The organism is uncultured Brevundimonas sp. (assembly GCF_963974615.1).
Classification (GTDB): domain Bacteria; phylum Pseudomonadota; class Alphaproteobacteria; order Caulobacterales; family Caulobacteraceae; genus Brevundimonas.
On record NZ_CAXBDH010000005.1, the window covers coordinates 84,450 to 107,623 of the forward strand.

At 67.4% G+C, this 23,174-nt stretch carries 29 protein-coding genes, 2 tRNA genes and 1 other RNA gene; 14 read left to right on the forward strand and 18 right to left on the reverse strand.

Features of this window, described 5'->3' with window-relative positions:
- The first annotated feature begins 59 nt into the window (after positions 1-59).
- Positions 60-980: an EamA family transporter gene (locus AAC050_RS04570; RefSeq protein WP_339913878.1), complete on the forward strand. Its 921-nt coding sequence runs from the start codon at positions 60-62 to the stop codon at positions 978-980.
- On the opposite strand, the gene AAC050_RS04575 is transcribed toward AAC050_RS04570, so the two are convergent.
- Entirely contained in the window at positions 977-1,150 is a 174-nt protein-coding gene (locus AAC050_RS04575; RefSeq protein WP_339913879.1) for a hypothetical protein, read from the reverse strand. The genes AAC050_RS04570 and AAC050_RS04575 overlap by 4 nt on opposite strands.
- Before the next feature lie 3 nt (positions 1,151-1,153).
- The gene (locus AAC050_RS04580; protein WP_339913880.1) at positions 1,154-1,330 is read right to left on the reverse strand and encodes a DUF4169 family protein; all 177 of its coding nucleotides are present in this window, start codon (positions 1,328-1,330) and stop codon (positions 1,154-1,156) included.
- Positions 1,331-1,510: 180 nt separating this feature from the next.
- Between AAC050_RS04580 and AAC050_RS04585 the strand changes: the two genes are divergently transcribed.
- Complete coding sequence (locus AAC050_RS04585; RefSeq protein WP_339913881.1) at positions 1,511-1,903, forward strand: YccF domain-containing protein; 393 nt, start codon at positions 1,511-1,513, stop codon at positions 1,901-1,903.
- Positions 1,904-1,906: 3 nt separating this feature from the next.
- Here the strand turns inward: AAC050_RS04585 and AAC050_RS04590 are convergent, their stop codons facing one another.
- Genes AAC050_RS04590 through fumC form a run of 3 tightly spaced genes read right to left on the reverse strand, consistent with a single transcriptional unit; the run spans position 1,907 to position 3,908 of the window.
- A complete protein-coding gene (locus tag AAC050_RS04590) occupies positions 1,907-2,221 on the reverse strand; it encodes a CcdB family protein (protein WP_339913882.1) in 315 nt (104 codons plus the stop codon).
- Entirely contained in the window at positions 2,218-2,460 is a 243-nt protein-coding gene (locus AAC050_RS04595; RefSeq protein WP_339913883.1) for a type II toxin-antitoxin system CcdA family antitoxin, read from the reverse strand. Before AAC050_RS04595 ends, AAC050_RS04590 begins: the two co-directional genes overlap by 4 nt.
- A 56-nt stretch (positions 2,461-2,516) precedes the next feature.
- Positions 2,517-3,908 carry a class II fumarate hydratase gene (gene fumC, locus AAC050_RS04600; RefSeq protein ID WP_339913884.1) on the reverse strand — a complete coding sequence of 464 codons (1,392 nt, stop codon included), beginning with the start codon at positions 3,906-3,908 and terminating at the stop codon, positions 2,517-2,519.
- An 81-nt stretch (positions 3,909-3,989) separates the two neighbouring features.
- Between fumC and AAC050_RS04605 the strand changes: the two genes are divergently transcribed.
- Positions 3,990-4,619: a peptidylprolyl isomerase gene (locus tag AAC050_RS04605; protein WP_339913885.1), complete on the forward strand. Its 630-nt coding sequence runs from the start codon at positions 3,990-3,992 to the stop codon at positions 4,617-4,619.
- Positions 4,613-4,984, forward strand: a complete 372-nt coding sequence (locus AAC050_RS04610; RefSeq protein ID WP_339913886.1) for a RusA family crossover junction endodeoxyribonuclease — start codon at positions 4,613-4,615, stop codon at positions 4,982-4,984. Before AAC050_RS04605 ends, AAC050_RS04610 begins: the two co-directional genes overlap by 7 nt.
- Positions 4,985-4,991: 7 nt before the next feature.
- Here AAC050_RS04610 and AAC050_RS04615 read toward each other — a convergent pair whose 3' ends face one another.
- Positions 4,992-5,477, reverse strand: a complete 486-nt coding sequence (locus tag AAC050_RS04615) for a ClpXP protease specificity-enhancing factor SspB (protein WP_339913887.1) — start codon at positions 5,475-5,477, stop codon at positions 4,992-4,994.
- A 113-nt stretch (positions 5,478-5,590) separates the two neighbouring features.
- Positions 5,591-5,957: a transfer-messenger RNA gene (gene ssrA / locus AAC050_RS04620) on the reverse strand.
- A 97-nt stretch (positions 5,958-6,054) separates the two neighbouring features.
- Between ssrA and AAC050_RS04625 the strand changes: the two genes are divergently transcribed.
- Positions 6,055-6,936, forward strand: a complete 882-nt coding sequence (locus tag AAC050_RS04625) for a hypothetical protein (protein WP_339913888.1) — start codon at positions 6,055-6,057, stop codon at positions 6,934-6,936.
- Here the strand turns inward: AAC050_RS04625 and miaA are convergent.
- Positions 6,890-7,771 carry a tRNA (adenosine(37)-N6)-dimethylallyltransferase MiaA gene (miaA, locus tag AAC050_RS04630; RefSeq protein ID WP_339913889.1) on the reverse strand — a complete coding sequence of 294 codons (882 nt, stop codon included), beginning with the start codon at positions 7,769-7,771 and terminating at the stop codon, positions 6,890-6,892. The genes AAC050_RS04625 and miaA overlap by 47 nt on opposite strands.
- A gap of 65 nt (positions 7,772-7,836) precedes the next feature.
- Positions 7,837-8,571 carry a DUF6058 family natural product biosynthesis protein gene (locus tag AAC050_RS04635; protein ID WP_339913890.1) on the reverse strand — a complete coding sequence of 245 codons (735 nt, stop codon included), beginning with the start codon at positions 8,569-8,571 and terminating at the stop codon, positions 7,837-7,839.
- A gap of 71 nt (positions 8,572-8,642) precedes the next feature.
- Here AAC050_RS04635 and AAC050_RS04640 point away from each other — a divergent pair, with 71 nt between their 5' ends.
- From AAC050_RS04640 to AAC050_RS04650, 3 genes are all read left to right on the forward strand, one after another.
- Complete coding sequence (locus AAC050_RS04640) at positions 8,643-9,317, forward strand: helix-turn-helix transcriptional regulator (RefSeq protein WP_339913891.1); 675 nt, start codon at positions 8,643-8,645, stop codon at positions 9,315-9,317.
- Between the two features lie 82 nt (positions 9,318-9,399).
- The gene (locus tag AAC050_RS04645) at positions 9,400-10,497 is read left to right on the forward strand and encodes an Mrp/NBP35 family ATP-binding protein (RefSeq protein ID WP_339913892.1); all 1,098 of its coding nucleotides are present in this window, start codon (positions 9,400-9,402) and stop codon (positions 10,495-10,497) included.
- A gap of 62 nt (positions 10,498-10,559) precedes the next feature.
- Entirely contained in the window at positions 10,560-11,663 is a 1,104-nt protein-coding gene (locus tag AAC050_RS04650; protein ID WP_339913893.1) for an NADH:flavin oxidoreductase, read from the forward strand.
- A 90-nt stretch (positions 11,664-11,753) separates the two neighbouring features.
- Here the strand turns inward: AAC050_RS04650 and AAC050_RS04655 are convergent, their stop codons facing one another.
- From AAC050_RS04655 to AAC050_RS04675, 5 genes are all read right to left on the reverse strand, one after another.
- On the reverse strand, positions 11,754-12,074 hold the full coding sequence (locus AAC050_RS04655; protein ID WP_339913894.1) for a YbjQ family protein: 321 nt from the start codon (positions 12,072-12,074) through the stop codon (positions 11,754-11,756).
- Positions 12,075-12,091: 17 nt separating this feature from the next.
- On the reverse strand, positions 12,092-12,619 hold the full coding sequence (locus AAC050_RS04660; RefSeq protein ID WP_339913895.1) for a dihydrofolate reductase: 528 nt from the start codon (positions 12,617-12,619) through the stop codon (positions 12,092-12,094).
- Positions 12,620-12,916 (reverse strand): phosphoribosyl-ATP pyrophosphohydrolase, encoded by a 297-nt coding sequence (locus AAC050_RS04665; RefSeq protein ID WP_339913896.1) that lies wholly within the window; start codon positions 12,914-12,916, stop codon positions 12,620-12,622.
- Between the two features lie 192 nt (positions 12,917-13,108).
- Positions 13,109-13,975, reverse strand: coding sequence for a thymidylate synthase (locus tag AAC050_RS04670; protein ID WP_339913897.1), 867 nt, complete (start codon positions 13,973-13,975; stop codon positions 13,109-13,111).
- Positions 13,976-14,078: 103 nt separating this feature from the next.
- Positions 14,079-14,621 carry a DUF924 family protein gene (locus AAC050_RS04675; RefSeq protein ID WP_339913978.1) on the reverse strand — a complete coding sequence of 181 codons (543 nt, stop codon included), beginning with the start codon at positions 14,619-14,621 and terminating at the stop codon, positions 14,079-14,081.
- Positions 14,622-14,638: 17 nt separating this feature from the next.
- Here AAC050_RS04675 and AAC050_RS04680 point away from each other — a divergent pair, with 17 nt between their 5' ends.
- Positions 14,639-15,145: a hypothetical protein gene (locus AAC050_RS04680; protein WP_339913898.1), complete on the forward strand. Its 507-nt coding sequence runs from the start codon at positions 14,639-14,641 to the stop codon at positions 15,143-15,145.
- Positions 15,146-15,207: 62 nt separating this feature from the next.
- Here the strand turns inward: AAC050_RS04680 and AAC050_RS04685 are convergent.
- Positions 15,208-15,284, reverse strand: a tRNA-Pro gene (locus AAC050_RS04685).
- Between the two features lie 156 nt (positions 15,285-15,440).
- On the opposite strand from AAC050_RS04685, the gene AAC050_RS04690 reads away from it, so the two are divergent.
- Positions 15,441-15,514, forward strand: a tRNA-Gln gene (locus tag AAC050_RS04690).
- A gap of 70 nt (positions 15,515-15,584) precedes the next feature.
- Here the strand turns inward: AAC050_RS04690 and AAC050_RS04695 are convergent.
- On the reverse strand, positions 15,585-16,127 hold the full coding sequence (locus tag AAC050_RS04695) for an N-acetyltransferase family protein (protein ID WP_339913899.1): 543 nt from the start codon (positions 16,125-16,127) through the stop codon (positions 15,585-15,587).
- Complete coding sequence (locus AAC050_RS04700; protein WP_339913900.1) at positions 16,124-18,295, reverse strand: S9 family peptidase; 2,172 nt, start codon at positions 18,293-18,295, stop codon at positions 16,124-16,126. Before AAC050_RS04700 ends, AAC050_RS04695 begins: the two co-directional genes overlap by 4 nt.
- Positions 18,296-18,385: 90 nt before the next feature.
- On the opposite strand from AAC050_RS04700, the gene AAC050_RS04705 reads away from it, so the two are divergent.
- Positions 18,386-19,183 (forward strand): serine protease, encoded by a 798-nt coding sequence (locus tag AAC050_RS04705; RefSeq protein WP_339913901.1) that lies wholly within the window; start codon positions 18,386-18,388, stop codon positions 19,181-19,183.
- 23 nt (positions 19,184-19,206) lie between these two features.
- Here AAC050_RS04705 and AAC050_RS04710 read toward each other — a convergent pair whose 3' ends face one another.
- Positions 19,207-20,991 carry an acyl-CoA dehydrogenase gene (locus tag AAC050_RS04710; protein WP_339913902.1) on the reverse strand — a complete coding sequence of 595 codons (1,785 nt, stop codon included), beginning with the start codon at positions 20,989-20,991 and terminating at the stop codon, positions 19,207-19,209.
- A gap of 134 nt (positions 20,992-21,125) precedes the next feature.
- On the opposite strand from AAC050_RS04710, the gene AAC050_RS04715 reads away from it, so the two are divergent.
- Genes AAC050_RS04715 through AAC050_RS04725 form a run of 3 tightly spaced genes read left to right on the forward strand, consistent with a single transcriptional unit; the run spans position 21,126 to position 23,157 of the window.
- Positions 21,126-21,686 carry a cytochrome b gene (locus AAC050_RS04715; RefSeq protein WP_339913903.1) on the forward strand — a complete coding sequence of 187 codons (561 nt, stop codon included), beginning with the start codon at positions 21,126-21,128 and terminating at the stop codon, positions 21,684-21,686.
- Positions 21,683-22,240, forward strand: coding sequence for a YceI family protein (locus AAC050_RS04720; protein ID WP_339913904.1), 558 nt, complete (start codon positions 21,683-21,685; stop codon positions 22,238-22,240). Before AAC050_RS04715 ends, AAC050_RS04720 begins: the two co-directional genes overlap by 4 nt.
- Positions 22,240-23,157: an L-threonylcarbamoyladenylate synthase gene (locus tag AAC050_RS04725; protein ID WP_339913905.1), complete on the forward strand. Its 918-nt coding sequence runs from the start codon at positions 22,240-22,242 to the stop codon at positions 23,155-23,157. The genes AAC050_RS04720 and AAC050_RS04725 overlap by 1 nt, the downstream gene beginning before the upstream one ends.
- The last annotated feature ends 17 nt before the right edge of the window (positions 23,158-23,174 follow it).

The following is a 23,174-nucleotide window of genomic DNA, read 5'->3' on the forward strand; positions in this document are numbered from 1 at the left end:
TGCACCGCTCCGCCTGCCGGTCCATCGCTGCCCCTTCTGATCCTTTCTGTGAGCGCGTCTTGACCCTGTCCGGTTTCCGTCGACCCTCGGCCGGTGTTCTGGCGCTGCTCGGCGTGGCGATCTGTGCCCTGATCTGGGGGACGACCTGGTTCGCCATCACCTTCCAGCTGGGCAGGGTCGATCCGGTCGCCTCGGTGGTCTGGCGTTTCGGCCTTGCCGCGATCGTGCTGTTCGCCGGCTGCCTGCTCACCGGACGTTCGATCCGCCTGAACCGGGTCCAGCATCTGGCGGCCCTGGGGCAGGGGGCCTTCGTCTTCGCTCTCAGCTATGCCTTCGTCTATGCCAGCGAACAGCGCGTGGCCTCGGCCATCGTCGCCGTCATCTTCGCTGCCCTGGCCTTCCTCAACCTGGTGCTGTTTCGCGTCGTCGCCGGCCAGAAGGCCGCGCCGATGGCCTGGGCTGGCGCGAGTCTGGGCCTGATCGGGGTTGCGGTCCTGTCAGCCAGCGAGATCGTCGGGGCTCATCTGGGGGTGGTGGCGCTGGTCGGGATCGGCTTCGCCGTCATCGCCGTCTGCAGCTCGACCGTCGGCAACTATTTCGCCTGGCGCGGTCAGGTCGCCGGGGCGGCAGTGATCCCGGCCACGGCCTGGGCCATGGCCTATGGTACCGGCATCCTGATCCTGTACGGGGTCGCCACCGGGGTACACTGGCGTTTCGAGCTGACCGCCGCCTATCTGGGCTCGCTGTTCTACCTGTCGATCTTCGGCTCGGTGATCGCCTTCGTGATCTATTTCACCCTGGCCCGGTCCCGCGGTTACGCCCTCGCCAGCTATATCTCGGCCCTGACCCCGCCCATCGCCATGCTGGTGTCTGTGATGTTTGAAGGGGCCCGTTTCGGCTGGCCTGCCTTCGCCGGACTGGGGCTGGTGCTGGCTGGTCAGGCCCTGCTGATCCGCGCGCCCCGGATCGTGACGGTCTAGCCGCCGAACCAGCGCCGCCAGCCGCGCTTGCGTGGCTTGTCCGCCGGTGTCTCGTCTGATTGGCGCGCGGCCTGTTTCTCACGCTCTTCACGTTCAGCCTTGACCCGCATCGCCACCAGCACCGGGATCAGCCCGTGCCGCATACGGGGATCCTTGCGTGGATCGGCCATGGCTCAGTCCTCCAGTTTCTGCCCGTCCAGCGCCTGTGTCTCGCGTTTGCGGGTCTTGTCGGCCCTGGCTTTCTCGGCCTTTGTTCGCCCGTGGGCGACGCGTTTCGTTGCGGCGGTGGCCTTGGCCTCGATCTTCGCCCGCGCCTTGCGGACCTGATTCAGGTTGATGATCTCGGCCATTCATTCCTCCGCTATCCGGGACGGGGAGAGAGTCTGAAACTGGTCGCAGTCCCCGCCAGGATCAAGTTTTGCCCTGAAACAGACGACCGAAGCCTTAATTTACCGCGAATTCATGGAGGCCGGCGCTCCGCCCATGCAATTCTGGGCCGTCGCGCGAGCGACGAAAACGAGGAATCTGCCGTGATCCGCCTGATCCTGAACATCCTGTGGTTCATCATGGGGGGCTGGCTGTCCGGTCTGCTGTGGCTGCTCGGCGGGGCGATCCTGGCCCTGACCGTGGTCGGCCTGCCGTGGACCTTCGCCGCCTGGCGTATCGCCAGCTATTCCTTCTGGCCGTTCGGTCGCGAGGTCGTCTGGGCCGGCGAGGCGACCGGCAAGGATGTCGGTTGTTTCGGTATCGGGCTCAACGTCATCTGGTTCGTCTTCGCCGGCTGGTACATTGCCCTGTCGCACATCCTGATCGCCGTCGCCGAGGCCATCACCATCATCGGCATCCCGTTTGCGCTGAAGGATCTGGAACTGGCCAAGCTGGCCATGTTGCCGGTCGGGGCGACGATCCGCGACAAGCCCTAGGGCTCAGAAGCCGGTGAACAGCCGGTCGAGGGCACGGCGAATGTCGTCCTCGTGAGAGAGCAGTGAGCCGACCCGCAGACGCAGGCCTTTGCGCTCGATATTGGCGACGAGGGTTACATCGAGGAGGTAGTTCACGTCGTTAAACAGGATCGGAACTGCCGCTTGGGAGGATGTACGTGCCGCTGTCGCCAGGATGAGCGGTGCGACCACGACTGTGTTTAGTGTCTCGAGATGGTGCGACTGGAGGACACATATCAGCGGTGCCTCTCCTGAGCCGCGAGATGCAGGAGTCGGAAACACGTCAAACTGACGAATCACCAGCTACGCCATTCCTCACCAAAGCAACCGTGCTTCTCCACGAACTCGTTATGGATTCTGATCGCTTCCGCGTTCTCTTCGGCCCAGCGCCTTGCCCGCGCCTCGGCCCCGGCCGGGTCGACCTTCTGCAGGTGCAGCCGCAGCTGGACCTCGCTCATGCCAGCGATGGCGATGCCCAGCCGCTCGGCCTGTTCGACCAGCTCCGGCTCGATGCCGACGTTGAGCTCGACCTTGTTCATGGTTAGAGATTACCGCGAAACAGGATCGCTCGCCACCAACCTGAAGTTGGTACCCTTCACCCCGGCGAGATCATCTTCCCGGGCTGCACCGCCTCGTCGAACTCCGCGTCGGTCAGATAGCCGCCACCGACGGCTTCCTCGCGCAGGGTGGTGCCGTTCTTGTGCGCGGTCTTGGCGATTTTGGCGCAGGCGTCGTAGCCCAGCTTGCCGTTCAGGGCGGTGACCAGCATCAGCGAGTTGTCGAGGCCGCGCTTGATGTTGTCCTCGCGCGGCTCGATGCCGACGACGCAGTTGTCGGTGAACGACACGGCGGCATCGGCCATCAGCCGGACCGACTGCAGGAAATTGTAGGCCATCACCGGGTTGTAGACGTTCAGTTCGAAATGGCCCTGGGAGCCGGCGAAGGTGACGGCGGCGTTGTTGCCGAACACCTGGACACAGACCTGGGTCAGGGCTTCCGACTGGGTCGGATTGACCTTGCCCGGCATGATCGAACTGCCCGGCTCGTTCTCGGGCAGGGCCAGTTCGCCCAGACCCGAACGCGGGCCCGAACCGAGGAAGCGGATGTCGTTGGCGATCTTGAACAGCGACGCGGCCACCGTGTTGATCGCCCCGTGGCTGAACACCATGGCGTCATGGGCGGCCAGGGCCTCGAACTTGTTGGGGGCCGTGGTGAACGGCAGGCCGGTGATGGCGGCGATCTGTTCGGCGACCTTCTTGGCGAAGCCGACCGGGGCGTTCAGCCCGGTGCCGACGGCAGTGCCGCCCTGGGCCAGTTCCATCAGTTTCGGCAGGGTCTGTTCGATCCGCTCGATGCCGTTGGCCACCTGCTGCGCATAGCCGCCGAACTCCTGGCCCAAAGTCAGCGGGGTGGCGTCCTGGGTGTGAGTGCGGCCGATCTTGATGATGTGGGCCCAGGCCTTCGCCTTGGCGTCCAGCGCGGCGTGCAGATGCTTCAGGGCCGGGATCAGATCGTTGACCACCTGTTCGGCGCAGGCGACGTGCATGGCGGTGGGGAAGGTGTCGTTGGACGACTGGCTCATGTTGACGTGGTCGTTGGGGTGGACCGGCTTTTTCGAGCCCATCTCGCCGCCCAGCATCTCGATGGCCCGGTTCGAGATCACCTCATTGGCGTTCATGTTCGACTGGGTGCCCGACCCCGTCTGCCACACCACCAACGGGAAGTGGTCGTTCAGCTTGCCCGAGATGACTTCGTCGGCAGCCTTGACGATGGTCTGGCCCAGTTTCGGATCCAGCTTGCCCAGCGCCATATTGGTCTCGGCCGCGGCGCGCTTGACGATGCCCAGCGCCCGCACGATCGGCAGGGGCTGTGTCTCCCAGCCGATCTTGAAATTGCCGAGGCTGCGCTGCGCCTGCGCGCCCCAGTAGCGGTCGGCGGCGACCTCGATGGGGCCGAAGGTGTCGGTTTCGGTGCGGGTCTTGGTCATGGCAGGGCACTCTTCGGGCATGGCGATGGTTTGCGCGGCGGTGTAGCACGGGCAGACGGGTGAACAAGGCGGAGACCACTCATGCAGCGCAGACCTTCCCTTGTCGCCGTCGCGGCCGGCCTCGGTCTGTCGGCCTGTGTGCCGACCCTGAACATGACCGATCAACGGGTTGATCTGGAAACCCCGCAGGGCACTATCGGCGTGGCCGTCAATGTAAGGGCTGCGCCGCTGAGCGCCTGCAATTTCCTGCGCTATGCGGATGCGGGCGACTACGACGGTGGCAGTGTCTTCCGCACCGTGATCCGGGAAACGAATACCGCCAGCCCCCATCCCATCGACGTGATCCAGGCCGCGACACCGCGGGGGTCTGACGATGACGCCCATGCACCGATCCCGCTGGAGCGGACACGTGACACGGGGCTTCGCCATGTCGCGGGTGCCGTGTCGCTGGCCCGGGACGGTCCGGACACGGCGACCTCCAGTTTCTTCATCGTCACCCGCGACACGCCCGATCTCGACTATGGCGGCGGTCGCAATCCGGACGGACAGGGATTCGCGGTCTTCGGTCGGGTGGTCCACGGCCTGGATGTCGCCCGTCGCATCCAGCATTTGCCGGCGGATGGCGACGAGTTGCTGACTCCGCCCGTGCCGATCACCCGGGCGCGTCTGCACTATCCGCTGCCGGTCCGTTGCCGGGGTAATCCGTGGTGAAGGCCGACTGGGTCGGCATCGGCAAGGTCCGGGCGCGTGAGACCGGCGATGTCGTCGAGATCACCGTCGACGGCCTGACGACCCAGTCCAAATACTACAAGCCGTTGATCTATGAGTTCTTTCGCAAGGAATGGCATGGCGCGCGGCCCGTCTGGGGCGACTTCACCGTCGAAATCGTCATGGAGCACATCGGTGATCCGCCGTGGATGGACCTCGACAATCTGGCCAAGGCCCTGCTGGACGCGATCAAGGGCTATCTGTTCCACGACGACAGTCAGGTCGCCCGTCTGCTGGTCGAACGGCATCAGGGCGAGCGCGAGCGCATCGCGATCCGCGTGTTCCCGCGCCCGGCACCGGACGCGTGACGGGCCCCTATTTCTTGCGGAATTGATCCAGCGAGATGACCTTGGGGCCGTCATCGTCACCGTCGGGCGGTGAGGTCTCTGCACCCGTTTCGGCCTTTGCCGAGGTTTCGTCGGTCGTTTCCAGGGCCTCGAACTGCAACAGGAACTGCACCGACGGGTCGTAGAACCGGGTCACCGATGCATAGGGAATCCCCAGGACCTTGGGCATGCCGCCGAATTTGAGCATGACGCTGAACCGCTCGGGTTCGACGCTCAGATCCCAGTACTGGTGCTGGAGAATGACCGTCATCTCATCCGGATATTTGGCCAGGATGTCCGGCGGTACGCTGACCCCGGGGGCCCGGGTCTTGAAGGTGATGTAGAAATGATGCGCCCCCGGAATGCCGTCCGGCGTGGCCGCGCGGTCGAGCGCATAGCGGATCACGCCGCGCAGGGCGTTTTGCGCCAGCTGCTCGTAGTGCATCTCGTCGACGGGGGGGGGCTCGTCGGCCATCGTCACCTCGGTTGTTGGATGCGACTGATAGCGGTGCAGGCGCGCGGGCGAAAGATGGTGTCGAAAGGAAATGTGCCGGAAGAGGTCGCGTGCCCTCCGATTCCGCCCGGCAAAGTGCCAGGGGTTCTGTTGGCAGGCCCCCTGGCGGCCCCGCCTGAGGAACTGATCCCCCAGGACTTAAGTGTTCGAAATCACACGAACCGCTTACGCGGCGAGAGCGACTTCTCCAGCGAAGTTATCGTTCGCAGTTAGAAAATGACCCGATACGGTGGGTCAGGACGGGCGAAAGAAACCTTTTTACACGTCCGTCGATGCTAGTCGGCCCCATGCTCGCTCCGCCGATAACGCGGGGAAGGAATGGTGGAGCCGCCGGGAATCGCACCCGGGTCCGGTCCGCTTATTACAAGCACGTTTATCGCCATATCCGGAGCAAGCCCCGGCACCCCCAATATAGGCGCATTGCCCCCGGCTTCCAAGGGGTTGGGGTGGCCGGGTCGTCGGTGGCATCATTCGGATCGCGACCATCGCATTATCAGGGGGGTGGACGGTCCCGCCCGTGCCCCATAGTCAAGCTTTCATGTCCGCACCTCGCCCATCCTCCCGTCTGGTTCTGATCTACGGCCTCCTCGCCCTGCTGACGGTGGCGCTGGGCTGTCTGGTCTGTGGCCTGTCAGGGGTGGCGGCAGCTTCCTGGCTCCGGAATCTGATCGCCTGGACCGTGGGTGCCGTGGCGGCGGGCGGCCTGGCCGCCATGGCGGGTCGACGCACAGCGATGATCCTGCTCGGCGTCGCGGTCGTCGTCGTGGGGGCCAGCCTGGCTGGTGCGCCGCAGCAGGGCGTCCATCGCTGGCTGGATCTCGGTCCCCTGCACATCAACGTTGCCTTTGTCGCGCTGCCCGCAGCGGTCGTGGCCCTGGCCTGGCACCGGGAGCGGCGGCTCGCCTGGGGCCTCGTCCTGGCAGTCCAGGGATTGCTGGTCGTTCAGCCCGATGCGTCCCAGGCGACGGCCTTCGGACTCGCGCTCGGCGTCGTCGCGCTCCAGGCCCCGCTATCGACCCGGCTCCGCTACGGGATCATCGGATTGGCAACCGCTTTGGCTGCCGCCAGCTGGCTGCGTCCGGATCCGCTCGAGGCGATCCCGGAGGTCGAGGGGATCGTCGGGCTGGCCTATGCCGTCAGCCCCGTACTGGCCCTGCTGGCGGTCGTCGTACTCGTCGCGACCCTGCTCGCGCCGGTCCTCGTCGCCGGTTCGGCCGATCGACAGGGCCAGACCGGCGGCCTGGCCCTGTCGGCCTATTTTCTGACCGCGGCGGCGACCACCCTGTTCGGAGCCTTCCCGATGCCGCTGCTCGGGGTCGGCATGAGTCCGATCCTCGGCTTCTGGCTGGGTGTCGGTCTGCTGGCCGCCACGCTCAGGCAAAGCCCGGGTGGCGCGGCCAGTCCGGCGTCTGGTTCCTGAACCAGGTCAGCTGGCGCTTGGCGTAGTTGCGGGTCGCCTGCTGCACGGCGGTGACGGCCTCCCCCAGACTGACCTCGCCGCGCAGGTGGGCGGCGAAATCGCGCACGCCGACGGCCTTCATTGCCGGCAGGGTCGGGTCCAGACGCCGGGCAATCAGGGCGCGCACCTCATCCAGCGCTCCGGCCTCGACCATGGCCCCGACCCGGGCGTCGCAGGCGGCGTACAGTTGGTCGCGCAGCGGCTCGACCACCACGGCCTCCCAGCTGCCCTCGGCCAGCAGGGGGCGGGTATCGGCGCGCCAGACGCTGAGCGGGCGGTCGGTGACGGTCAGCACGGCCAGGGCGCGGATCAGCCGCTGCCGGTCGCCGGGGGCGATGGCGGCCTCGGACTCCGGATCGGCCTCGACCAGACGGCGCCGGACGGATCCCTCGCCGGCCGAGTCATAGAGCGCGCCGATCTCGTCGCGCACGGAGTCGGGAATGTCGGGAATATCGGCCAGGCCGCGGGTCAGGGCGTTGAAATACAGGCCGGTGCCGCCGACCAGCAGGGCAGGGCGGCTCTCGGCGGCCAGTTCGGCCAGCACCGGCATCACGGCCCGGCTCCAGCGCCCGACCGACCAGGCGTCGGCGGCGTCGGCGATTCCGTACAGCCGGTGTTCGGCGCGGGCCTCGTCTTCCGCCGTGGGCCGGGCCGACAGGATGCGCAGGTCGGCATACAGTTGCTGGCTGTCAGCATTGACGATCACCGCCCCGGTTCGTTCGGCCGTTTCCAGCGCCAGCCGGGACTTGCCCGAGGCGGTCGGGCCGGCGATCAGCTGGATCAGGGGTTGGGTCAAGGCGGCTCTCGGGACAGGGGAACCCGGCGATAGAACGCGCCTCCCGTTCCCGCAACCCGCGTCGCTCAGTCGTAAGGACGCTCCCGCCCCAGGGCGTGACGGGCCAGCAGGGTGTCGATGGTCCGGCCCGGCGTCCCGACCGGCCGTTCCCACGGCGCGAACGGCAGCATCAGGGCTGCCAGTGCCGCGCAGGCCTCCAGCGTCTCCGCCGCCGACATCGGCCAGTCGTCCGGGGCCGAGACGTGCCGCTTCAGCAGGGCCCCCAGAGACTCCTTCTGCACGCAGGTCTCGCCCGTGAATGCCCTCAGGCAGACAGCGTAGCCGCCTCGCAACCAGCCGCGCCACTGCGTATCTGCGGCCACAGACGCCATCGCCGGATCGACCCGCCCTTCGGCATCAAAACAGTCGGGGAAGGCGATCCGGGCAGGCAGGATCGTTGCCAGCGCCGCGGTGAAGTCCCGCCCGAACGACTCCTGCGCGCGGCGGGCGATCACGGCGTCCGACACCCCCTCGCGTCCGGCCAGCTGCGCCGCGCGCAAGCTCCACACGGCCCAGGGCGAGACCCACGCCTCGGCCCCGGCGTCGGGGGTGCCGTCGCCGCCGTCGACCCAGCCCGCGAGGGCGCTCCACCAGCCCCGCTGTGGGTCACGTCGGTAGATCGGCCCCGGAATGATTCCGGCGGCGGCCAATTCCGTGACCCGTCCGGGCTCGACGCCCGCCGCCTCGGCCAGCGCCGCGGGGGTCCAGAAATGGGCTGCGACATAGGCCCGGGCGGCGGTATCAAATGGTTCGGCCTGCATCGAAACTTCCTCTGGTGATCGGGATCAGTTTAGCTGCGGCGACGAGCGGTGGCTTCGACGGAGATCGAAACATGGACACAGGACGGGTTCTGGCCAATGTCGGATGGGCGGTCGGCGATCCCTCGCGCGCCGCCATGCTCGCCGCCCTGATGTCGGGCCAGGCCCTGACGGCCGGCGAGCTGGCGCAGGAGGCAGGTGTGACGCCATCGACCGCCAGCAGCCATCTGGCCATCCTGTCCGATCGCGGCTTTCTCACGCCGGTACGGCAGGGGCGACATCGTTATTACCGGCTGGCGGGTGCCGGGGTGGCCGAGCTGTTGGAGCGGATGTCGCACCTCGCGCCCGTCGGGCCGACTCCCCGAGGCGCAGCGTCGTCGGCCCTGCGCCTCGCGCGGACTTGCTACGACCATCTGGCGGGGGAGCTGGGCGTGCGGGTGTTTGACGCCATGGCCACGGACGGCCGGCTGGTCGTGGGGGCCGGCGGCATCGCCCTGTCCAGCCAGGGCCGTGCCTTTCTGGTGGGCTTGGGGATCGAGGCGGGCGAGGGCGACGGTCATTCCCTGGCCTGCCGTCCCTGTCTGGATTTCACCGAGCGACGCCCGCATCTGGCGGGGCGCGCCGCCGCCGCCCTGCTGACCGTGCTGACTGACCGACGCTGGCTGACGCCCGGGCCGGTGCGTCGCAGTCTGCGCCTGACCCCCGCCGGCGGCGCGGCCTTCGACCTGTATTTCCGCCCGGCGTCCTGAACTGCGAACATTTGTCGCTCGCCGGGGCGGGGCGATCGGCGATAGTAAGCGCCCATCCTTCCTCTTTGCGAAAAGACCCGCCTTGCCCGATCGCGCCGCCGTCATCGCCGCCCTCGACTCCGTCATCGATCCGAAGACCGGGCAGGGACTATTCGAGGCCGGTCTGGTGCAGGGACTGGTGGTGGCCGAGGACCGGGCCGGATTCGTCATCGAGGTGCCGTCGGCAGAGACCCGGCTGTACGCTCCTGTTCGCGACGCGGCCGAGGCGGCACTGGCGGCGCTGCCCGGCATGGCGCGTGTGTCCGTGGTCCTGACCGCTGAGGCGGTGGCGGCCCCCGCCCGACGCACGGCCGGCCTGTCGCCCCAGGCCATGGATCAGTCGCGGGCCAGGGCCCCGGTGGCGACCGAACGCCCGGCCCACGTGCGGCAGGTCATCGGCGTGGCCAGCGGCAAGGGCGGGGTCGGCAAGTCGACGGTGGCGGTCAATCTGGCCTGCGCGCTGGCGGCGCGCGGCCTGCGCATCGGCCTGCTGGACGCCGATGTCTACGGTCCGTCGCTGCCGACCATGCTCGGCGTCTCGGGCAAGCCTGACTATGAGGACGGCGCAATGGTGCCGCATGAGGCTTTCGGCATGAAGGTCATGTCGGTGGGTCTGCTGACCAAGGCTGAGGACGCCATGATCTGGCGCGGGCCGATGGCCTCACAGGCCCTGACCCAGATGCTGACCCAGACCCGCTGGGGCACCGAGGCCGAGCCGCTGGACATCCTCGTCGTCGACCTGCCGCCCGGCACCGGCGACGTGCATCTGACGCTGGTGCAGAAAACCCTGCTCGACGGCATGGTCATCGTCTCGACCCCGCAGGAGGTGGCCCTGGCCGACGCCCGCCGGGCCCATACGATGTTCGAGAAGGTCGGGGCGAAAACCCTGGGCCTGATCGAGAACATGAGCGGCTTCCCCGATCCGGTCAGCGGGGATCTGATTCCCATCTTCGGTCACGGCGGGGCCCGCGATGAGGCCGAGCGTCTGGGTGTGAGTTTCCTCGGCGATCTGCCGCTCAGTCAGGCCCTGCGCGAAGGCGGCGACGCCGGGCGGCCTCTGGTCGCGACCGAGCGGGACGGGGACATGGCGCGGCGTTTGGGGGCCGTGGCGGCCGCCCTCGTCGAAAAACTCGACCTCTGAGGGTTTCCAAACGCAACTCTAATCGCCACCTTGTCTGTTCCAGTATGCAGCGAGGAAGCCCGATGAGCGTTAACGCCCTGTTCCAGCCCTTCCAGGTCAAGTCCCTGAAGATGCCCAACCGCATCGTCATGGCCCCGATGACCCGATCCTTCTCACCCGGCGGTATCCCGACCGGGGACGTCGCTTCCTACTACCGGCGCCGGGCCGAGGGTGACGTTGGGCTGATCGTCACCGAGGGTACGGTCGTGGATCGCCCTGCTGCCCGCAACGATGCGTCTGTCCCGGTCTTTCATGGCGAAGCCCTGCCGGAATGGAAGAAGGTCGTCGAGGAAGTTCATGCCGCAGGGGGTCTGATCGCGCCCCAGATCTGGCACGTCGGTTCGGCGCGCGGCCGCGGCCGCGGCGACGACTGGTCCCCGTTCGGCAAGGTCGACAGCCCCTCGGGCATGACCGCGCCGGGCAAGCGCGACCTCGAGCCGATGAGCGACGAGGACATCGCCGACACTATCGCCGCCTTCGGCCGCTCGGCCCGGGCCACGCGCGAGCTCGGCTTCGACGCCATCGAGATCCACGGGGCCCACGGTTATCTGATCGATCAGTTCTTCTGGGCCGGCCTCAATGACCGCGACGACCGCTGGGGCGGGTCCACGATCCGCGATCGCGCCCGCTTCGGGGCCGAGGTGGTCAAGGCCGTGCGCGAGGGCGTCGGCCCGGACATGGCCCTGATCATGCGGTTGTCGCAGTGGAAACTGCAGGACTACGCCGTCCAGAACGCCCTGACGCCCGATGAGCTGGCCGACTGGCTGGCCCCGCTGGCCGAGGCCGGGGTCGATGTCTTCCACTGCTCGCAGCGCCGCTTCTGGGAGCCGGAGTTCGAGGGCTCGGAGCTGAATTTCGCCGGCTGGACCAGGAAGCTGACCGGCCTGCCGACCATCACCGTCGGCTCGGTCGGTCTCGACGGTGAGTTCATCGCAGCCTTCGGCGGCGCGGGCTCCAAACCCGCCTCCCTCGATGGTCTGGTCAAGCGTCTGGAGGCCGGGGAGTTCGATCTGGTCGCCGTCGGCCGCGCCCTGCTGGCCGATCCGCAGTGGGTTCAGAAGATCCGCGACGGACGTCTGGACGAGCTGAAGGATTTCGATCGCTCGGCCATGGCGACGCTGAGCTGAAGCAAGGGCTTAGGGAGTAGGGCTTAGGTCTTAGGGAAGCGCACGACGCTGGAGCCTAAGCCCTAAGCCCTAAGCCCTAATTCCTACGACCTATTCCGCCTCAACCACCACGGCCGTGCCATAGGCCAGCACCTCGGTGATGCCGTCCATGATCTCGTTGGCGTCATAGCGCATGGCCAGGATGGCGTTGGCGCCCTGTTCGGCGGCGTGTTCGATCAGGTGATCCAGCGCCTCCTGCCGCGCCGTCTCGGCCAGGTTGACGTAGATCGACAGCTTGCCGCCGAACACCGACTGGATGGCCCCGCCCAGATTGCCGACGATGCTGCGCGAGCGCACGGTGATGCCGCGCACCAGCCCGACCTGTCGCACGATGCGATAGCCGGACAGGTCATTGGTAGTCACAACGATCATTGAGGGTCTCCCAAGACTTAGCGCCGTTTCAGGACGCGGAAGGTGAAGGCGTGGTCGTCCTTTTCGCCGGGTTCGTGGCGCTCTGACGTGACCTCCTCGAAGGCGGATTCGTCAAAGGGCGGGAACAGGGCGTCGCCCACGGGCTCGGCCTCGACCTCGGTGATGTACAGGGTCCTCGCCCGCCCCAGCGTCGCCGCGAACAGGGCGGTGCCGCCGATGACGCAGATCTCGTCGACCTCATCCTCGGCCCCGTGCTCGCGGGCGATGTCCAGCGCCTCGTCGAGGGTGGTGCAGACCAGGGCCCCGCGCGACTTGCCGTCGGCCTCATAGCCCTCGTCGCGGGTCAGCACGATGTTGAGCCGGCCGGGCAGGGGCCGCAGCGGCAGGCTCTCCCACGTATTGCGGCCCATGATGCACGGCTTGCCCACGGTGATGGCCTTGAAGCGTTGCAGGTCCGAGCGCAGCTTCCACGGCAAATCCCCGTCGCGGCCGATCACTCCGTTGCGGCCCCGGGCGACAACGAGGGCGAGGGTGGGGATGGGCATTCAGCGCGGCTCCAGCCAGTGCAGCCATTTCCGCTGCATCGCGGTCTCGAGATCGATGCCCGCGCGGTCACAGTATAGCAGCAACATCCCCAGCACGTCCGCCGCCTCGTCGCCCAGCTTGTCCTTGTCCGGCGTGCCGCGCGCCCGGCCGGTCAGGCGCAGATGCTCGGCCGTCAGCTCGCCCAGCTCCTCCTGAAGTTTGAGCAGGGCCCAGTCGCGATCGCGGTCGATGGAATGCTCGGCGGCATAGAGGTCGGAGATGCGCAGGACGGAGGCGGTGAGGTCGGAGAGGTGCATGAAACCGCTTCTATACTGTCGTCATTCCGGGCGCAGCCTCGCATCGCGAGGCGGAGACCCGGAACCCAGCGGCGCGCGAGAGCGCGAACCTGTCGCGAACGCAGGTGTTGAAAGATCGCCTGCGCTTCGCTTCGGCGCCGCTGGGTTCCGGGTTCGCTCTGACGAGCGCCCCGGAATGACGACGGGAGGTCATCAAACCGCGACCGCGGCCTTGATGTGCGGCCAGGGCGCATAGGCGCTGAGCACGAAATCGGCGGGCGCATAGGCGAACAGGTCGTCGTGCGGGGTGATGGTCATCACCGGCAGGGGCAGGGGCTGGCGCGTCAACTGCAGCTCGGCCTGTTCGACGTGGTTCAGATACAGGTGGGCGTCGCCGAACGTATGGACGAACTCGCCCGGCTCCAGCCCGCACACCTGGGCCACCATCAGGGTCAGCAGGGCATAGGAGGCGATGTTGAACGGCACCCCCAGAAACACGTCGGCGCTGCGCTGATACAGCTGGCAGCTCAGCTTGCCGTCAGCGATGAAGAACTGGAACAAACAGTGACAGGGCGGCAGGGCCATGTCGTCGATGTCACCCGGGTTCCAGGCGCTGACGATGTGGCGGCGGCTGTTGGGATTGGTCTTCAGCCCTTCGATCAGCCGGGTGATCTGGTCGATGGTCTCGCCGTTCGGCGTGGCCCATGAGCGCCACTGCTTGCCATAGACGGGCCCGAGGTCGCCGCTGTCGTCGGCCCATTCGTCCCAGATCGAACAGCCGTTCTCCTTCAGCCAGGCGATATTGGTGTCGCCACGCAGGAACCACAGCAGTTCAACGAGGATGGACCGCAGGTGCAGCTTCTTCGTCGTCAGCAGCGGAAAGCCCCTGGCCAGGTCGAAACGGATCTGGCGGCCGAACACGCCCAGCGTCCCGGTGCCGGTCCGGTCATCGCGCCGCACGCCGTTGTCGAGGATGTCGCGCAGCAGGTTCAGATACTGGAACTCGGGATGGTCCGCCGACGCGGCCGGGACGGCCCCGGTGCGGGTCTGCAGGTCAGCGATCTGGGCCAGGGCGTTCATGCTGCGAATGATGCCGCTGATTCGAGCGCGCGATCAGCCGTCTGATTCGCTTGCCCACAGAAAGGTGACCGGTTTCCGGGACGGTTGGGGGCGATTCTGATCCTCAGCCGCCGAAACCGCCGCTGTCGAGGAAGGTCTGCTCCTCCGGCGTGGTTTCGCGCCCTAGGGCGGCGTTTCGGTGCGGGAAGCGGCCGAAGCGGACGATGATGTCGCGGTGGATGCGGCCCCATTTTTCGGAGTCGGCGTTACCGGCGACCAGGTCCATATAACGATCCTGATCCTCCAGCCGCTCGGAATGTTCGAACGGCAGCAGCAGGAAGTTGCGCAGGGCAGGGTCGACCGCGTCGTGATGACCCCGGGCCACGGCCTCGCGGGCCAGACTGCGCGCCAGCGGGTCGGTGGCGAAGGCGTGGCCGGTGCCGCGAAACACATTGCGCGGAAACTGGTCCAGCAGGATCAGCAGGGCCAGCGCCCCGTCGGGTGTCTCGATCCAGTCGTCCAGATCACGACGGGCGGCGGCGAAATGTGTGGTTTCGAAGCGTCGCCGGAACTCGGCGTCAAACGCATTGTCCTTGGCGAACCACTTGCGGGGACCGGCATCTTTCCAGAAGGTGATGACCTCGTCGGGTGTGATCCTGGCGCTCATGACCGGAGGATGATCGAATGTCGTCAGACTTTCCATCAGATATCACCGGACCGGTTCCGGCGGACGCACCGCTGGAGGCCGAGGTCAGCGTCGCCGGCCATCGCGTCGAAGCCCGGACGGTCGCCTTCAGCCAGTTCAATTTTGGCCGACAGTCCGATCCACCCCTGACGACATACCCGTTCGTTCTGGTCGCCGAAGAGGCCCCGTTCCTGCACCGCTTCCGGCCCCGCTTCGAGCAGGTCATGGCCGAACTGCGTGAGGACGACGCGGACGTTGGCTTCGAGCCCCTTTACGAGGGCGCGACCGGCCATCCGTCGCTTGATGAGATGTTCACCCTGCCGCACGACAAGCGAAAGCGGGTGCTGGCGGCCTTCTTCGCCTTCGATATCCTCGACATGTACGTCAATGTCGCCGGCGGCGACCTGCAGTGGGTCGGCATGAGCCTGGACGACATCACCATGACCGATGGCGAGCTTCGTATCGAGGGAACGGTGCGCCGCCCGGTCGGGTGGGCCCCGGGATAGGACCGCGGGCCGGGCCTGTCCGGCCGCTTCGCCGGTCCGATCCGGGGGGGAACCCGGATAAATGGTCGGAGTGAGAGGATTCGAACCTCCGACCCCTGCCTCCCGAAGGCAGTGCTCTACCAGACTGAGCCACACTCCGACTTAAGGACGCGGCTTATAGCGACGGGGTTTGACCGCCGCAAGGCAGGATGTCGGTAAGTCGAAATTAGTCTCAAAGGCGGGTGTTGCATCGCCCGCAACGTTCGCGTATCTCGACCGCCTCCTGAGGCAACGCCCTCGGGCGTGCCGGACCTGCTGGGGAATGGTGTAATGGTAACACAGCGGTTTTTGGTACCGTCGTTCAAGGTTCGAGTCCTTGTTCCCCAGCCATCCGTCCGCGCCGTCGGGCGGTCGTCCGTTCAGCTCCTGCAGTGCTGGTCAGCGCACCCGGGTCGCGCCCTCAATTGACCAGCCAGCCTGACCCGGCCGGAGGCGCGCTGTCCGGTGCCAGATCCAGCTGCATCAGGGTCACGTCCAGCCAGCGCCCGTGTTTCCAGCCGACCTGGCGATAGGTCCCGACCTTACGAAACCCCAGGGCGCTGTGCAGGCCGATCGAGGCCGCACCGGTCGCGCCCTCGCTGATCGCCGCGATCAGATGGCGTAGCCCCGGCTGGTGACTGCGGTCGATAATGGCCGCCAGCAGCGTGCGACCGACCCCGCGCCCCCGCGCCGACTCCTCGACATAGACCGACTCCTCGACGGCATAGCGATAGGCCGGACGCGGACGAAACGGGGTGGCATAGGCATAGCCGGCGAACGCACCGTCGACGGTGGCGATCAGCCACGGCAGATCAAACCCACGCACTGCCCTGAAGCGGCGGGTGATCTCTTCGAGCGACGGGGGATCGGTCTCGAACGTTGCCGTGCCCAGCTCCACTTCGCGACCATACAGGGCCGTCACCAGCGGCAGGTCGGACTCGACCGCGTCGCGGATCGTGATCACGGGGTCTCCCACCCCCGGTCGATGGCCCAGACGGCGAAGGTGTAGTCGTGGGCGACCTCTTTCAGATAGTCGAACCGGCCCGAGGATCCGGCATGCCCGGCCTCCATGTTGATTTTCAGCAGCACCGGCTTGCCCGAGGTCGTGGCCGGCCGCAGCCGGGCGACCCATTTCTCGGGCTCCCAGTAGGTCACGCGCGGGTCGGACAGGCCGCCGGTGGCCAGCACGGCCGGATAGGCTTTCGGCCCGACGTTGTCGTAGGGGCTGTAGCTCATCATGTAGTCGTAGGCTTCGGGATCCTCGATCGGATTGCCCCATTCAGGCCATTCCGGCGGCGTCAGCGGCAGGCTGGTGTCTGACATGGTGTTGATCACGTCGACGAACGGCACCTGGCCGATGACCCCGGCCCACAGGTCGGGCCGCATGTTGTTGACGGCCCCCATCAGCAGACCCCCGGCCGAGCCGCCCTGGGCGACGATATGGCCGGCCTTGCCGTGGCCGCTGCCGATCAGGTGTTCGGCCGCCGCGACGAAGTCGGTGAAGGTGTTCTTCTTGGTGAAACGACGCGCGTCGAGGAACCAGCCCCAGCCCTTGTCCGAACCACCCCGGATATGGGCGATGGCATAGATCCAGCCCCGGTCGACCAGCGACAGCCGGTTGGTCGAGAAGCTGGCCGACATCGGAATACCGTAGGAGCCGTAGCCGTACAGCAGCAGCGGTGCCGAGCCGTCGACCGGAGTCGATTTGCGCCGCAGGATGGTCACGGGCACCAGTGCGCCGTCGGCGGCGGGGGCGTTCAGTCGCTCGACCACATAGTCGGCCGGGTCGTGGCCGGACGGCACCTCCTGCACCTTGCGCAGGGTCCGTTCGCGTGTGGCCAGATCGTAGTCATAGGTCGAGGTCGGCGTCGACGGCGAGCTGTAGCCGTAGCGCATGATCGTGGTGTCGAACTCCGACGCCCCGCGCAGCGACAGGGCATAGGCGGGTTCGTCGACGGCGATTCCGTGCTCGGTGCCCGACCGGTCGCGGATGACGATGGTGGTGTTGGCGTCGGCCCGCTCCTGGCGCGCGATATGATCCTTCACCAGCGCCACACCCTCGATGTAGCGGCCCGGGGCATGGGCGACCAGATCGGTCCAGTGGACCTTGCCGGGCGTCGCGGTCGGGGCCTCGATGATCTTGAAGTCGATCGAGTCGTCGGCATTGGTGCGAATCACCCAGCGGTCGCCCCAGTGGTCGGCGTCATACAGGCGGCCGGTGTGGCGCGGTTCCAGCACCACCGGCGCGGCGGTCGGGGTCGCGGCCGGGATGATCCGCGCTTCCGACGTCTCCTGGTTGGCGATCGAGATCATCACGAAGGCATCGTCGGACGTCCGGCCCACACTGATGAACATGCCGTCGTCGGCCTCTTCGTAGACCAGCGTCGCATCGCCCCCGCGCGCGGGGCGGCGGAAGATCTTGTCAGGGCGGCCGTTGTCGTCGCGATTGGTCCAGAAGAGCCACTGGCTGTCGGGCGAGAAGGTAAAATCGCCGGTGGCCGAACCGATCGGATCGGGCAGCAGGTCGCCGGTGGCCAGATCCCGGACGAAGATGTGGTGTACCTCCGAGCCCTGGGCGTCCTCGGCATAGGCGAACAGGGCATGGTCGGGGCTGTGCTCGGCGGCCGAGACCTGCGAATAGGCCTTGCCTTCGGCCAGGGCGTTGGCGTCGAGCAGGAGCCGGGGCTCGCCGGAGCCGTCGCGGGACGTGCGCATGTAGCGCGGATGCTGATCGCCGGTGCGGTATTCGACATAGTAGGCCCACGGCCCGTCGGGGGCCGGGACGCTGGAGTCGTCCTCCTTGATGCGCCCCTTCATCTCGTCGAACATCATCGCCTGCAGCGGCAGGGTCGCGGCCATCATCGCCTCGCGATAGGCGTTCTCGGCGGTCAGGTGTTCCCTGACCTCGGCCTTGATCAGGGTCGGGTCGCGCAGCACGGCCTGCCAGTTGTCGTCCTTCATCCACTGATAGTCATCGGTCCGGACCCGGCCCAGCTGTTCGATGGTCACCGGGATCTTCTTCGCGACGGGGGCTTGGGGACGGGTCATTGAGGCTCCGGTAGACGGGTGGGCGAGGGCGGGACCGGCCACGGCGGTCGCGGCGGCGGTGGCGATGAGTTCGCGGCGATTCATGGCGGCAGGCTCCGGTCGGTTCGGCCAGACCTTGTGCGCGCGGCGTGCGCGCCGTCAAATGAAGTTCAGCCGCTGCGCCAGGGAGTGTCCATGTTCGCGATCCAGATCCCGCCGGAGCCACCGTCGCAACCCGCACCGGCCTGGGACCTGACCCTGGGGCTGATCAATGCCACGGTGCAGCTGGATCAGCCGGACGGAAACGGACAGCGTACGGTCGGCACCGGCTTTCTGGTCGAGGCCCCGCGCCCGGACGGGACCCCGCGCACCGTGCTGGTCACCGCCGCCCATGTGCTGGAACGCATGCCGGAAGCCGAGGCGCGGATCGGCTGGCGCGTCGCCCTGCCGGACGGGAGCTGGCGGTTCACCCCGGAGCCGCTACGCATCCGTGAGGCCGACCTGACGCCGGTCTGGACCCGCCATCCCGAGCGTGACGTCGCGGTGATGGAGATCGTCGCGCCGGAGACCTTTGCCCGGGCGGCGATTCCGCTGGGCTGGCTGGCCGGGCCCGACGCCTTTGACACCTGGCAGGTGGGGCCGGGCGACGAACTGCTGTCGTTGGGCTTTCCGCGCGGCCTGTCCGCCAACCGGGCCGGTTTCCCGATCCTCAGGGTCGGACGGATCGCCTCGTGGCCGCTGACGCCGATCAGCGCCTTTCCGACCTTCCTGCTGGATTTTCCGGTCTTTGCCGGAAACTCGGGAGGGCCGGTGTTCTGGACCCCGACGGCGCGCAAACGACCGGACACTGTCCTGCCGCCCCATCCGTTCATCGCCGGGGTGCTGGTGCAGGAGGTGCTGGTGGCGGGCGAACGACTGGAGATCGGGGTCGTGACCCATGCGGACTACGTCCGCGAGGCGATCGCGCTGCTGGATGCCGCCCCGGGGCCGTGAGCAAGGGACGGGCCGAGGGACACTCAGCCCGCCAGGACCTCGGCTGACATCCGTTCCAGAAGGGCCCCGCCCTGACCGACGGCGGCGAGGCGGCTGGAGGCGTGGCCCAGCACATTGGCGGCATAGACCTCATAGAGGGCGATCTTGCCGTTGAGCCAGACGGTGTCACCGTCGCCGGCGTCGAGCCGGGCCTTGGCGGCCAGAGCTCCCTTGGCCAGCAGCCAGCCGCCGATCACGTCGCCCAGCAGTTTCAGATAGGCGTCGGCGGCGGCCAGCACGTCAGCGGCCCCGTCTTCGGCAGCCTTGCGGTCGAGGATCCAATACGTCGCGTCCTGGACGGCCTCAACGGCATTGGCGAAGCGTTCGACGGGCTTGCCCTCATACAGGCGCGGCAGGTCCAGCAGGGTTGTTTTCAGGACGAGGATCAGGGCCCTGGCCGAGGCCCCGCCGTCCTGACCCAGTTTGCGACCCACCAGATCCATGGCCTGAATGCCGTTGGTACCCTCGTAGATCGGGGTGATGCGGGCATCGCGATAGTGCTGGGCCGCGCCGGTTTCCTCGATGAAGCCCATGCCGCCGTGAACCTGGACTCCGAGCGAGGCGACCTCGCAGCCGATGTCGGTCGACCAGGCCTTGGCGATCGGGGTGAACAGGTCCTCGCGACCCTTCCAGGCCAGCCGCTCCTCTTCGGTGGCCGCGTGCCGGGCCATGTCAGCCGCGACCCCGGTGGCCAGACACAGGGATCGTGCGGCGGCGATCTTGGCCTTCATCACCGACAGGGTACGGCGCACGTCGGGGTGGTCGAGGATCGGGGCGTTCTTTTCGCCGGTCCAGACCGAGCGGCCCTGGCGGCGGTCGGATGCATAGGCGAGGGCATGCTGATAGGCGCGTTCGGCGATGCCGACCCCCTCCATGCCGACGGCGAGCCGGGCGGCGTTCATCATGACGAACATGTGCGACAGCCCCTGATTGGGTTGGCCGACCAGTTCGGCGGTTGCCCCCTCGTAGCTCATCACACAGGTCGGCGACGCGTGGATGCCCAGTTTGTGCTCGAGGCCGACCGGCTTGAAGCTGTTGCGCGCGCCCAGTGAGCCGTCGGCATTGACCGCATATTTCGAGGCCAGGAACAGGCTGATGCCCTTGGGTCCGGCAGGGGCGTCAGGCAGGCGGGCCAGCACCATGTGAACGATGTTGTCGGTGGCGTCGTGGTCGCCCCAGGTGATGAAGATCTTCTGTCCGGTCAGGGCATAGGTACCGTCGCCGTTGGGCACGGCCGTCGCCGTCAGGGCTCCGAGATCGGACCCGGCCTGGGGCTCGGTCAGCACCATGGCCCCGGTCCATTCGCCCGACACCAGCCGGGTCAGATAGGTGGATTTCTGATGGTCGGTGCCGTGCGCCTCCAGCGCCTCGATCGTCGCCAGTGACAGCATCGGGCACAGGCCGAAGGCCATGTTGGCCGAATGCACAGTCTCATAGGCGGCCAGTTCCAGCGCCTTGGGCAGATGCTGGCCACCGGCTCCGGTCGAGGCCGTCAGGCTGGTCCAGCCGCCGGCGGCGAATTGGCGATAGGCGTCGGCGAAGCCGGGGGCGGCGGTAACGTCGCCGTCGACGAGGGTCGCGCCCTGCAGGTCACCGCTGCGGTTCAGCGGGGCCAGCACGCCTTCGGAGAACTGGCCCGCGGCCTCAAGCACCGCGCCCATCAGTTCGCTGTCATAGTCGGGAAAGGCCCCGGTGGCGGCGATCTGGTCGATGCCCGCGATGGCTTCGAGGGTGAAGGCGAGGTCGCGAACGGGCGCGCGGTAGGTCATCAAGTGAATCCTGGACGATTTCTTCTGTGTATCGACGGCTATGTGCCGGTGTAGACGGGAGCGACGCAAGCGCGCTTGGCAAACCCGGGCGTACGCCGCAATCTGACGCCCTGCCGTCGCGGAATGGAAGAGACATGGCTGAACCCCGTCACCGCTATTCAACTGTATCCCTGACCCTGCACTGGGGGATCGCCCTGCTCGTCGCGGTCCAGATCGGGCTGATCACCGTCTTTGAGCAGTATGACGCGGTCAAGGACCCGTTGGCGGCGACCTATATCGGCCTGCACAAGTCGGTCGGGTTGAGCGTTCTGGTGCTGACAATCATGCTTCTGCTGTGGCGGATGATCAATCCGGCCCATCCGTTACCGGAAACGGCACCGCGCTGGCAGAACCTGCTCGCCCGGACGACCCATGTGCTGTTCTACGTTCTGCTGATTGGTCTGCCCCTGCTGGGCTGGGCGGCGTCTTCGGCTGCCGGACGCGCCGTCGAATGGTTCGGTCTGTTCACCTGGCCGGGATTGCCGATCCCGCTGGATCGGGCGATGGCCAAGACCTTCATCACGGCGCACGGGGCAGGAGTGAAGGTTCTGTACGTGCTGGTTGCCTTGCATGTGATCGGCGCGTTGAAGCATCATTTTGTCGATCGCGACAATGTCCTGCGCCGGATGTTGCCGTTTATCCCCCGTCGACCGTGAGGCGTCGCGCTCTCCTTGCTCTGAGCCTGCTGGCCTTCGCGACCATGGGGGTGTCGTCACCCTCGACCTGGACGGCGGGCCCCTGGGACTCAACGATTGATCTTGAGGTGCAGGCTTTCGGCGGTGTGCGAACGGGACGGTTCGAGGCGTGGCGCGGGGACATCGTCTTTGACCCGACGGTCCCGGCGCAGACGCACGCGACGGTGATCGTGCAGGCGGCCTCGTTGAAGATGCGGCCGGCGGTGGCGACCCGACGCGCGACCGGGCCCGAGTTCCTCGATGCGACGCGCTATCCGACCATCCGGTTCGAGCTACGGTCCCTGGAGCCGGAAAGAGGCGACCGCTTCACCGCCCACGCTGACATCACCATGAAGGGGCGCACCCGGGCGGTCCGCTTTCCGGTCGATCTGCGTGTCGAGCCCACCCGGGTGCGGATGGCCGGGGCCTTCGCCCTCGACCGCTCCGATTTCGATATCGGCACCTCGGGTCTCATGAACCGGATGGTGGGCCGACAGGTCATGATCCGGATCGGTCTGCAGATGCGTCAATCCTGATGCGCGGGTCCGACCCGGCTGCGGTGGCGGCCCTGAAGGCCGGAGGACTGGTGATTCTGCCGACCGAGACTGTTTACGGACTGGCGGCGGACGCCGGTAATCCGCGAGCGGTGGCGGCCATCTTCGAGGCCAAGGGCCGGCCGCGCTTCAACCCCCTGATCGCCCATGTCGCCGATGCGGTCGAGGCCGGGCGTATCGCCGTGTTCGATGATCGCGCCCGCGCCCTGGCCGCGGCCTTCTGGCCCGGTCCCCTGACCATCGTCGCCCCGGTGCGTGATCGCGAGCGGGTCTGTGATCTGGCCCGGGCCGGGCTGGACAGTGTGGCGGTGCGGGTGCCGGGCCATGATCGTGCCCGCGCGGTGATCGCGGCCTTCGGCGGGCCGGTCGTGGCCCCTTCGGCCAACCGTTCGGGGCGGCCCAGTCCGACCACCTATGCCGATGCGGTGGAGGAGACCGGTTTCGCTACCGCTGAGGCCGTTGACGGCGGCGATTGCATCGTCGGGGTCGAGAGTACGGTCGTGTCGATGCTGGACGGGCGCGTGACCCTGTTGCGGCCGGGGGCGGTGACCCGGGCCGAGATCGAGGCCCTGATCGGGCCGATCGACACAGGCGGGGACGGGCATCGCTCGCCCGGACGACTGGCGCTGCACTATGCCCCCGACGCCCCGGTGCGGATCGAAGCGATGCAGGCGCGCGACGGTGAAATCCTGCTGGGCTTCGGCCCGGGCAGTGGCGAGGCGCGCTGGAGCCTGAGTCCGTCCGGCGACCTGCGCGAGGCGGCGGCCAATCTGTTCCGGCGACTGCGCGAAGCGGACCGCGAGCGCCCGACCGGCATCGCCGTGGCCCCTGTGCCCGATCAAGGGCTGGGCGAGGCGATTAATGACCGGCTGCGGCGGGCAGCGGGGTTTGTGGGCTAGAGTCTCCTCCCCATGAA

Coding starts and splice junctions, on each gene's coding strand:
- AAC050_RS04575 (WP_339913879.1), bottom strand. CDS start 1,150: ATGGCCGATCCACGCAAGGATCCCCGTATGCGGCACGGGCTGATCCCG.
- AAC050_RS04580 (WP_339913880.1), bottom strand. CDS start 1,330: ATGGCCGAGATCATCAACCTGAATCAGGTCCGCAAGGCGCGGGCGAAG.
- AAC050_RS04595 (WP_339913883.1), bottom strand. CDS start 2,460: ATGAACAAGGTCGAGCTCAACGTCGGCATCGAGCCGGAGCTGGTCGAA.
- fumC (WP_339913884.1), bottom strand. CDS start 3,908: ATGACCAAGACCCGCACCGAAACCGACACCTTCGGCCCCATCGAGGTC.
- AAC050_RS04605 (WP_339913885.1), top strand. CDS start 3,990: ATGCAGCGCAGACCTTCCCTTGTCGCCGTCGCGGCCGGCCTCGGTCTG.
- AAC050_RS04615 (WP_339913887.1), bottom strand. CDS start 5,477: ATGGCCGACGAGCCCCCCCCCGTCGACGAGATGCACTACGAGCAGCTG.
- AAC050_RS04625 (WP_339913888.1), top strand. CDS start 6,055: ATGTCCGCACCTCGCCCATCCTCCCGTCTGGTTCTGATCTACGGCCTC.
- AAC050_RS04635 (WP_339913890.1), bottom strand. CDS start 8,571: ATGCAGGCCGAACCATTTGATACCGCCGCCCGGGCCTATGTCGCAGCC.
- AAC050_RS04640 (WP_339913891.1), top strand. CDS start 8,643: ATGGACACAGGACGGGTTCTGGCCAATGTCGGATGGGCGGTCGGCGAT.
- AAC050_RS04650 (WP_339913893.1), top strand. CDS start 10,560: ATGAGCGTTAACGCCCTGTTCCAGCCCTTCCAGGTCAAGTCCCTGAAG.
- AAC050_RS04655 (WP_339913894.1), bottom strand. CDS start 12,074: ATGATCGTTGTGACTACCAATGACCTGTCCGGCTATCGCATCGTGCGA.
- AAC050_RS04660 (WP_339913895.1), bottom strand. CDS start 12,619: ATGCCCATCCCCACCCTCGCCCTCGTTGTCGCCCGGGGCCGCAACGGA.
- AAC050_RS04665 (WP_339913896.1), bottom strand. CDS start 12,916: ATGCACCTCTCCGACCTCACCGCCTCCGTCCTGCGCATCTCCGACCTC.
- AAC050_RS04670 (WP_339913897.1), bottom strand. CDS start 13,975: ATGAACGCCCTGGCCCAGATCGCTGACCTGCAGACCCGCACCGGGGCC.
- AAC050_RS04675 (WP_339913978.1), bottom strand. CDS start 14,621: ATGAGCGCCAGGATCACACCCGACGAGGTCATCACCTTCTGGAAAGAT.
- AAC050_RS04680 (WP_339913898.1), top strand. CDS start 14,639: ATGTCGTCAGACTTTCCATCAGATATCACCGGACCGGTTCCGGCGGAC.
- AAC050_RS04700 (WP_339913900.1), bottom strand. CDS start 18,295: ATGAATCGCCGCGAACTCATCGCCACCGCCGCCGCGACCGCCGTGGCC.
- AAC050_RS04705 (WP_339913901.1), top strand. CDS start 18,386: ATGTTCGCGATCCAGATCCCGCCGGAGCCACCGTCGCAACCCGCACCG.
- AAC050_RS04710 (WP_339913902.1), bottom strand. CDS start 20,991: ATGACCTACCGCGCGCCCGTTCGCGACCTCGCCTTCACCCTCGAAGCC.
- AAC050_RS04715 (WP_339913903.1), top strand. CDS start 21,126: ATGGCTGAACCCCGTCACCGCTATTCAACTGTATCCCTGACCCTGCAC.
- AAC050_RS04725 (WP_339913905.1), top strand. CDS start 22,240: ATGCGCGGGTCCGACCCGGCTGCGGTGGCGGCCCTGAAGGCCGGAGGA.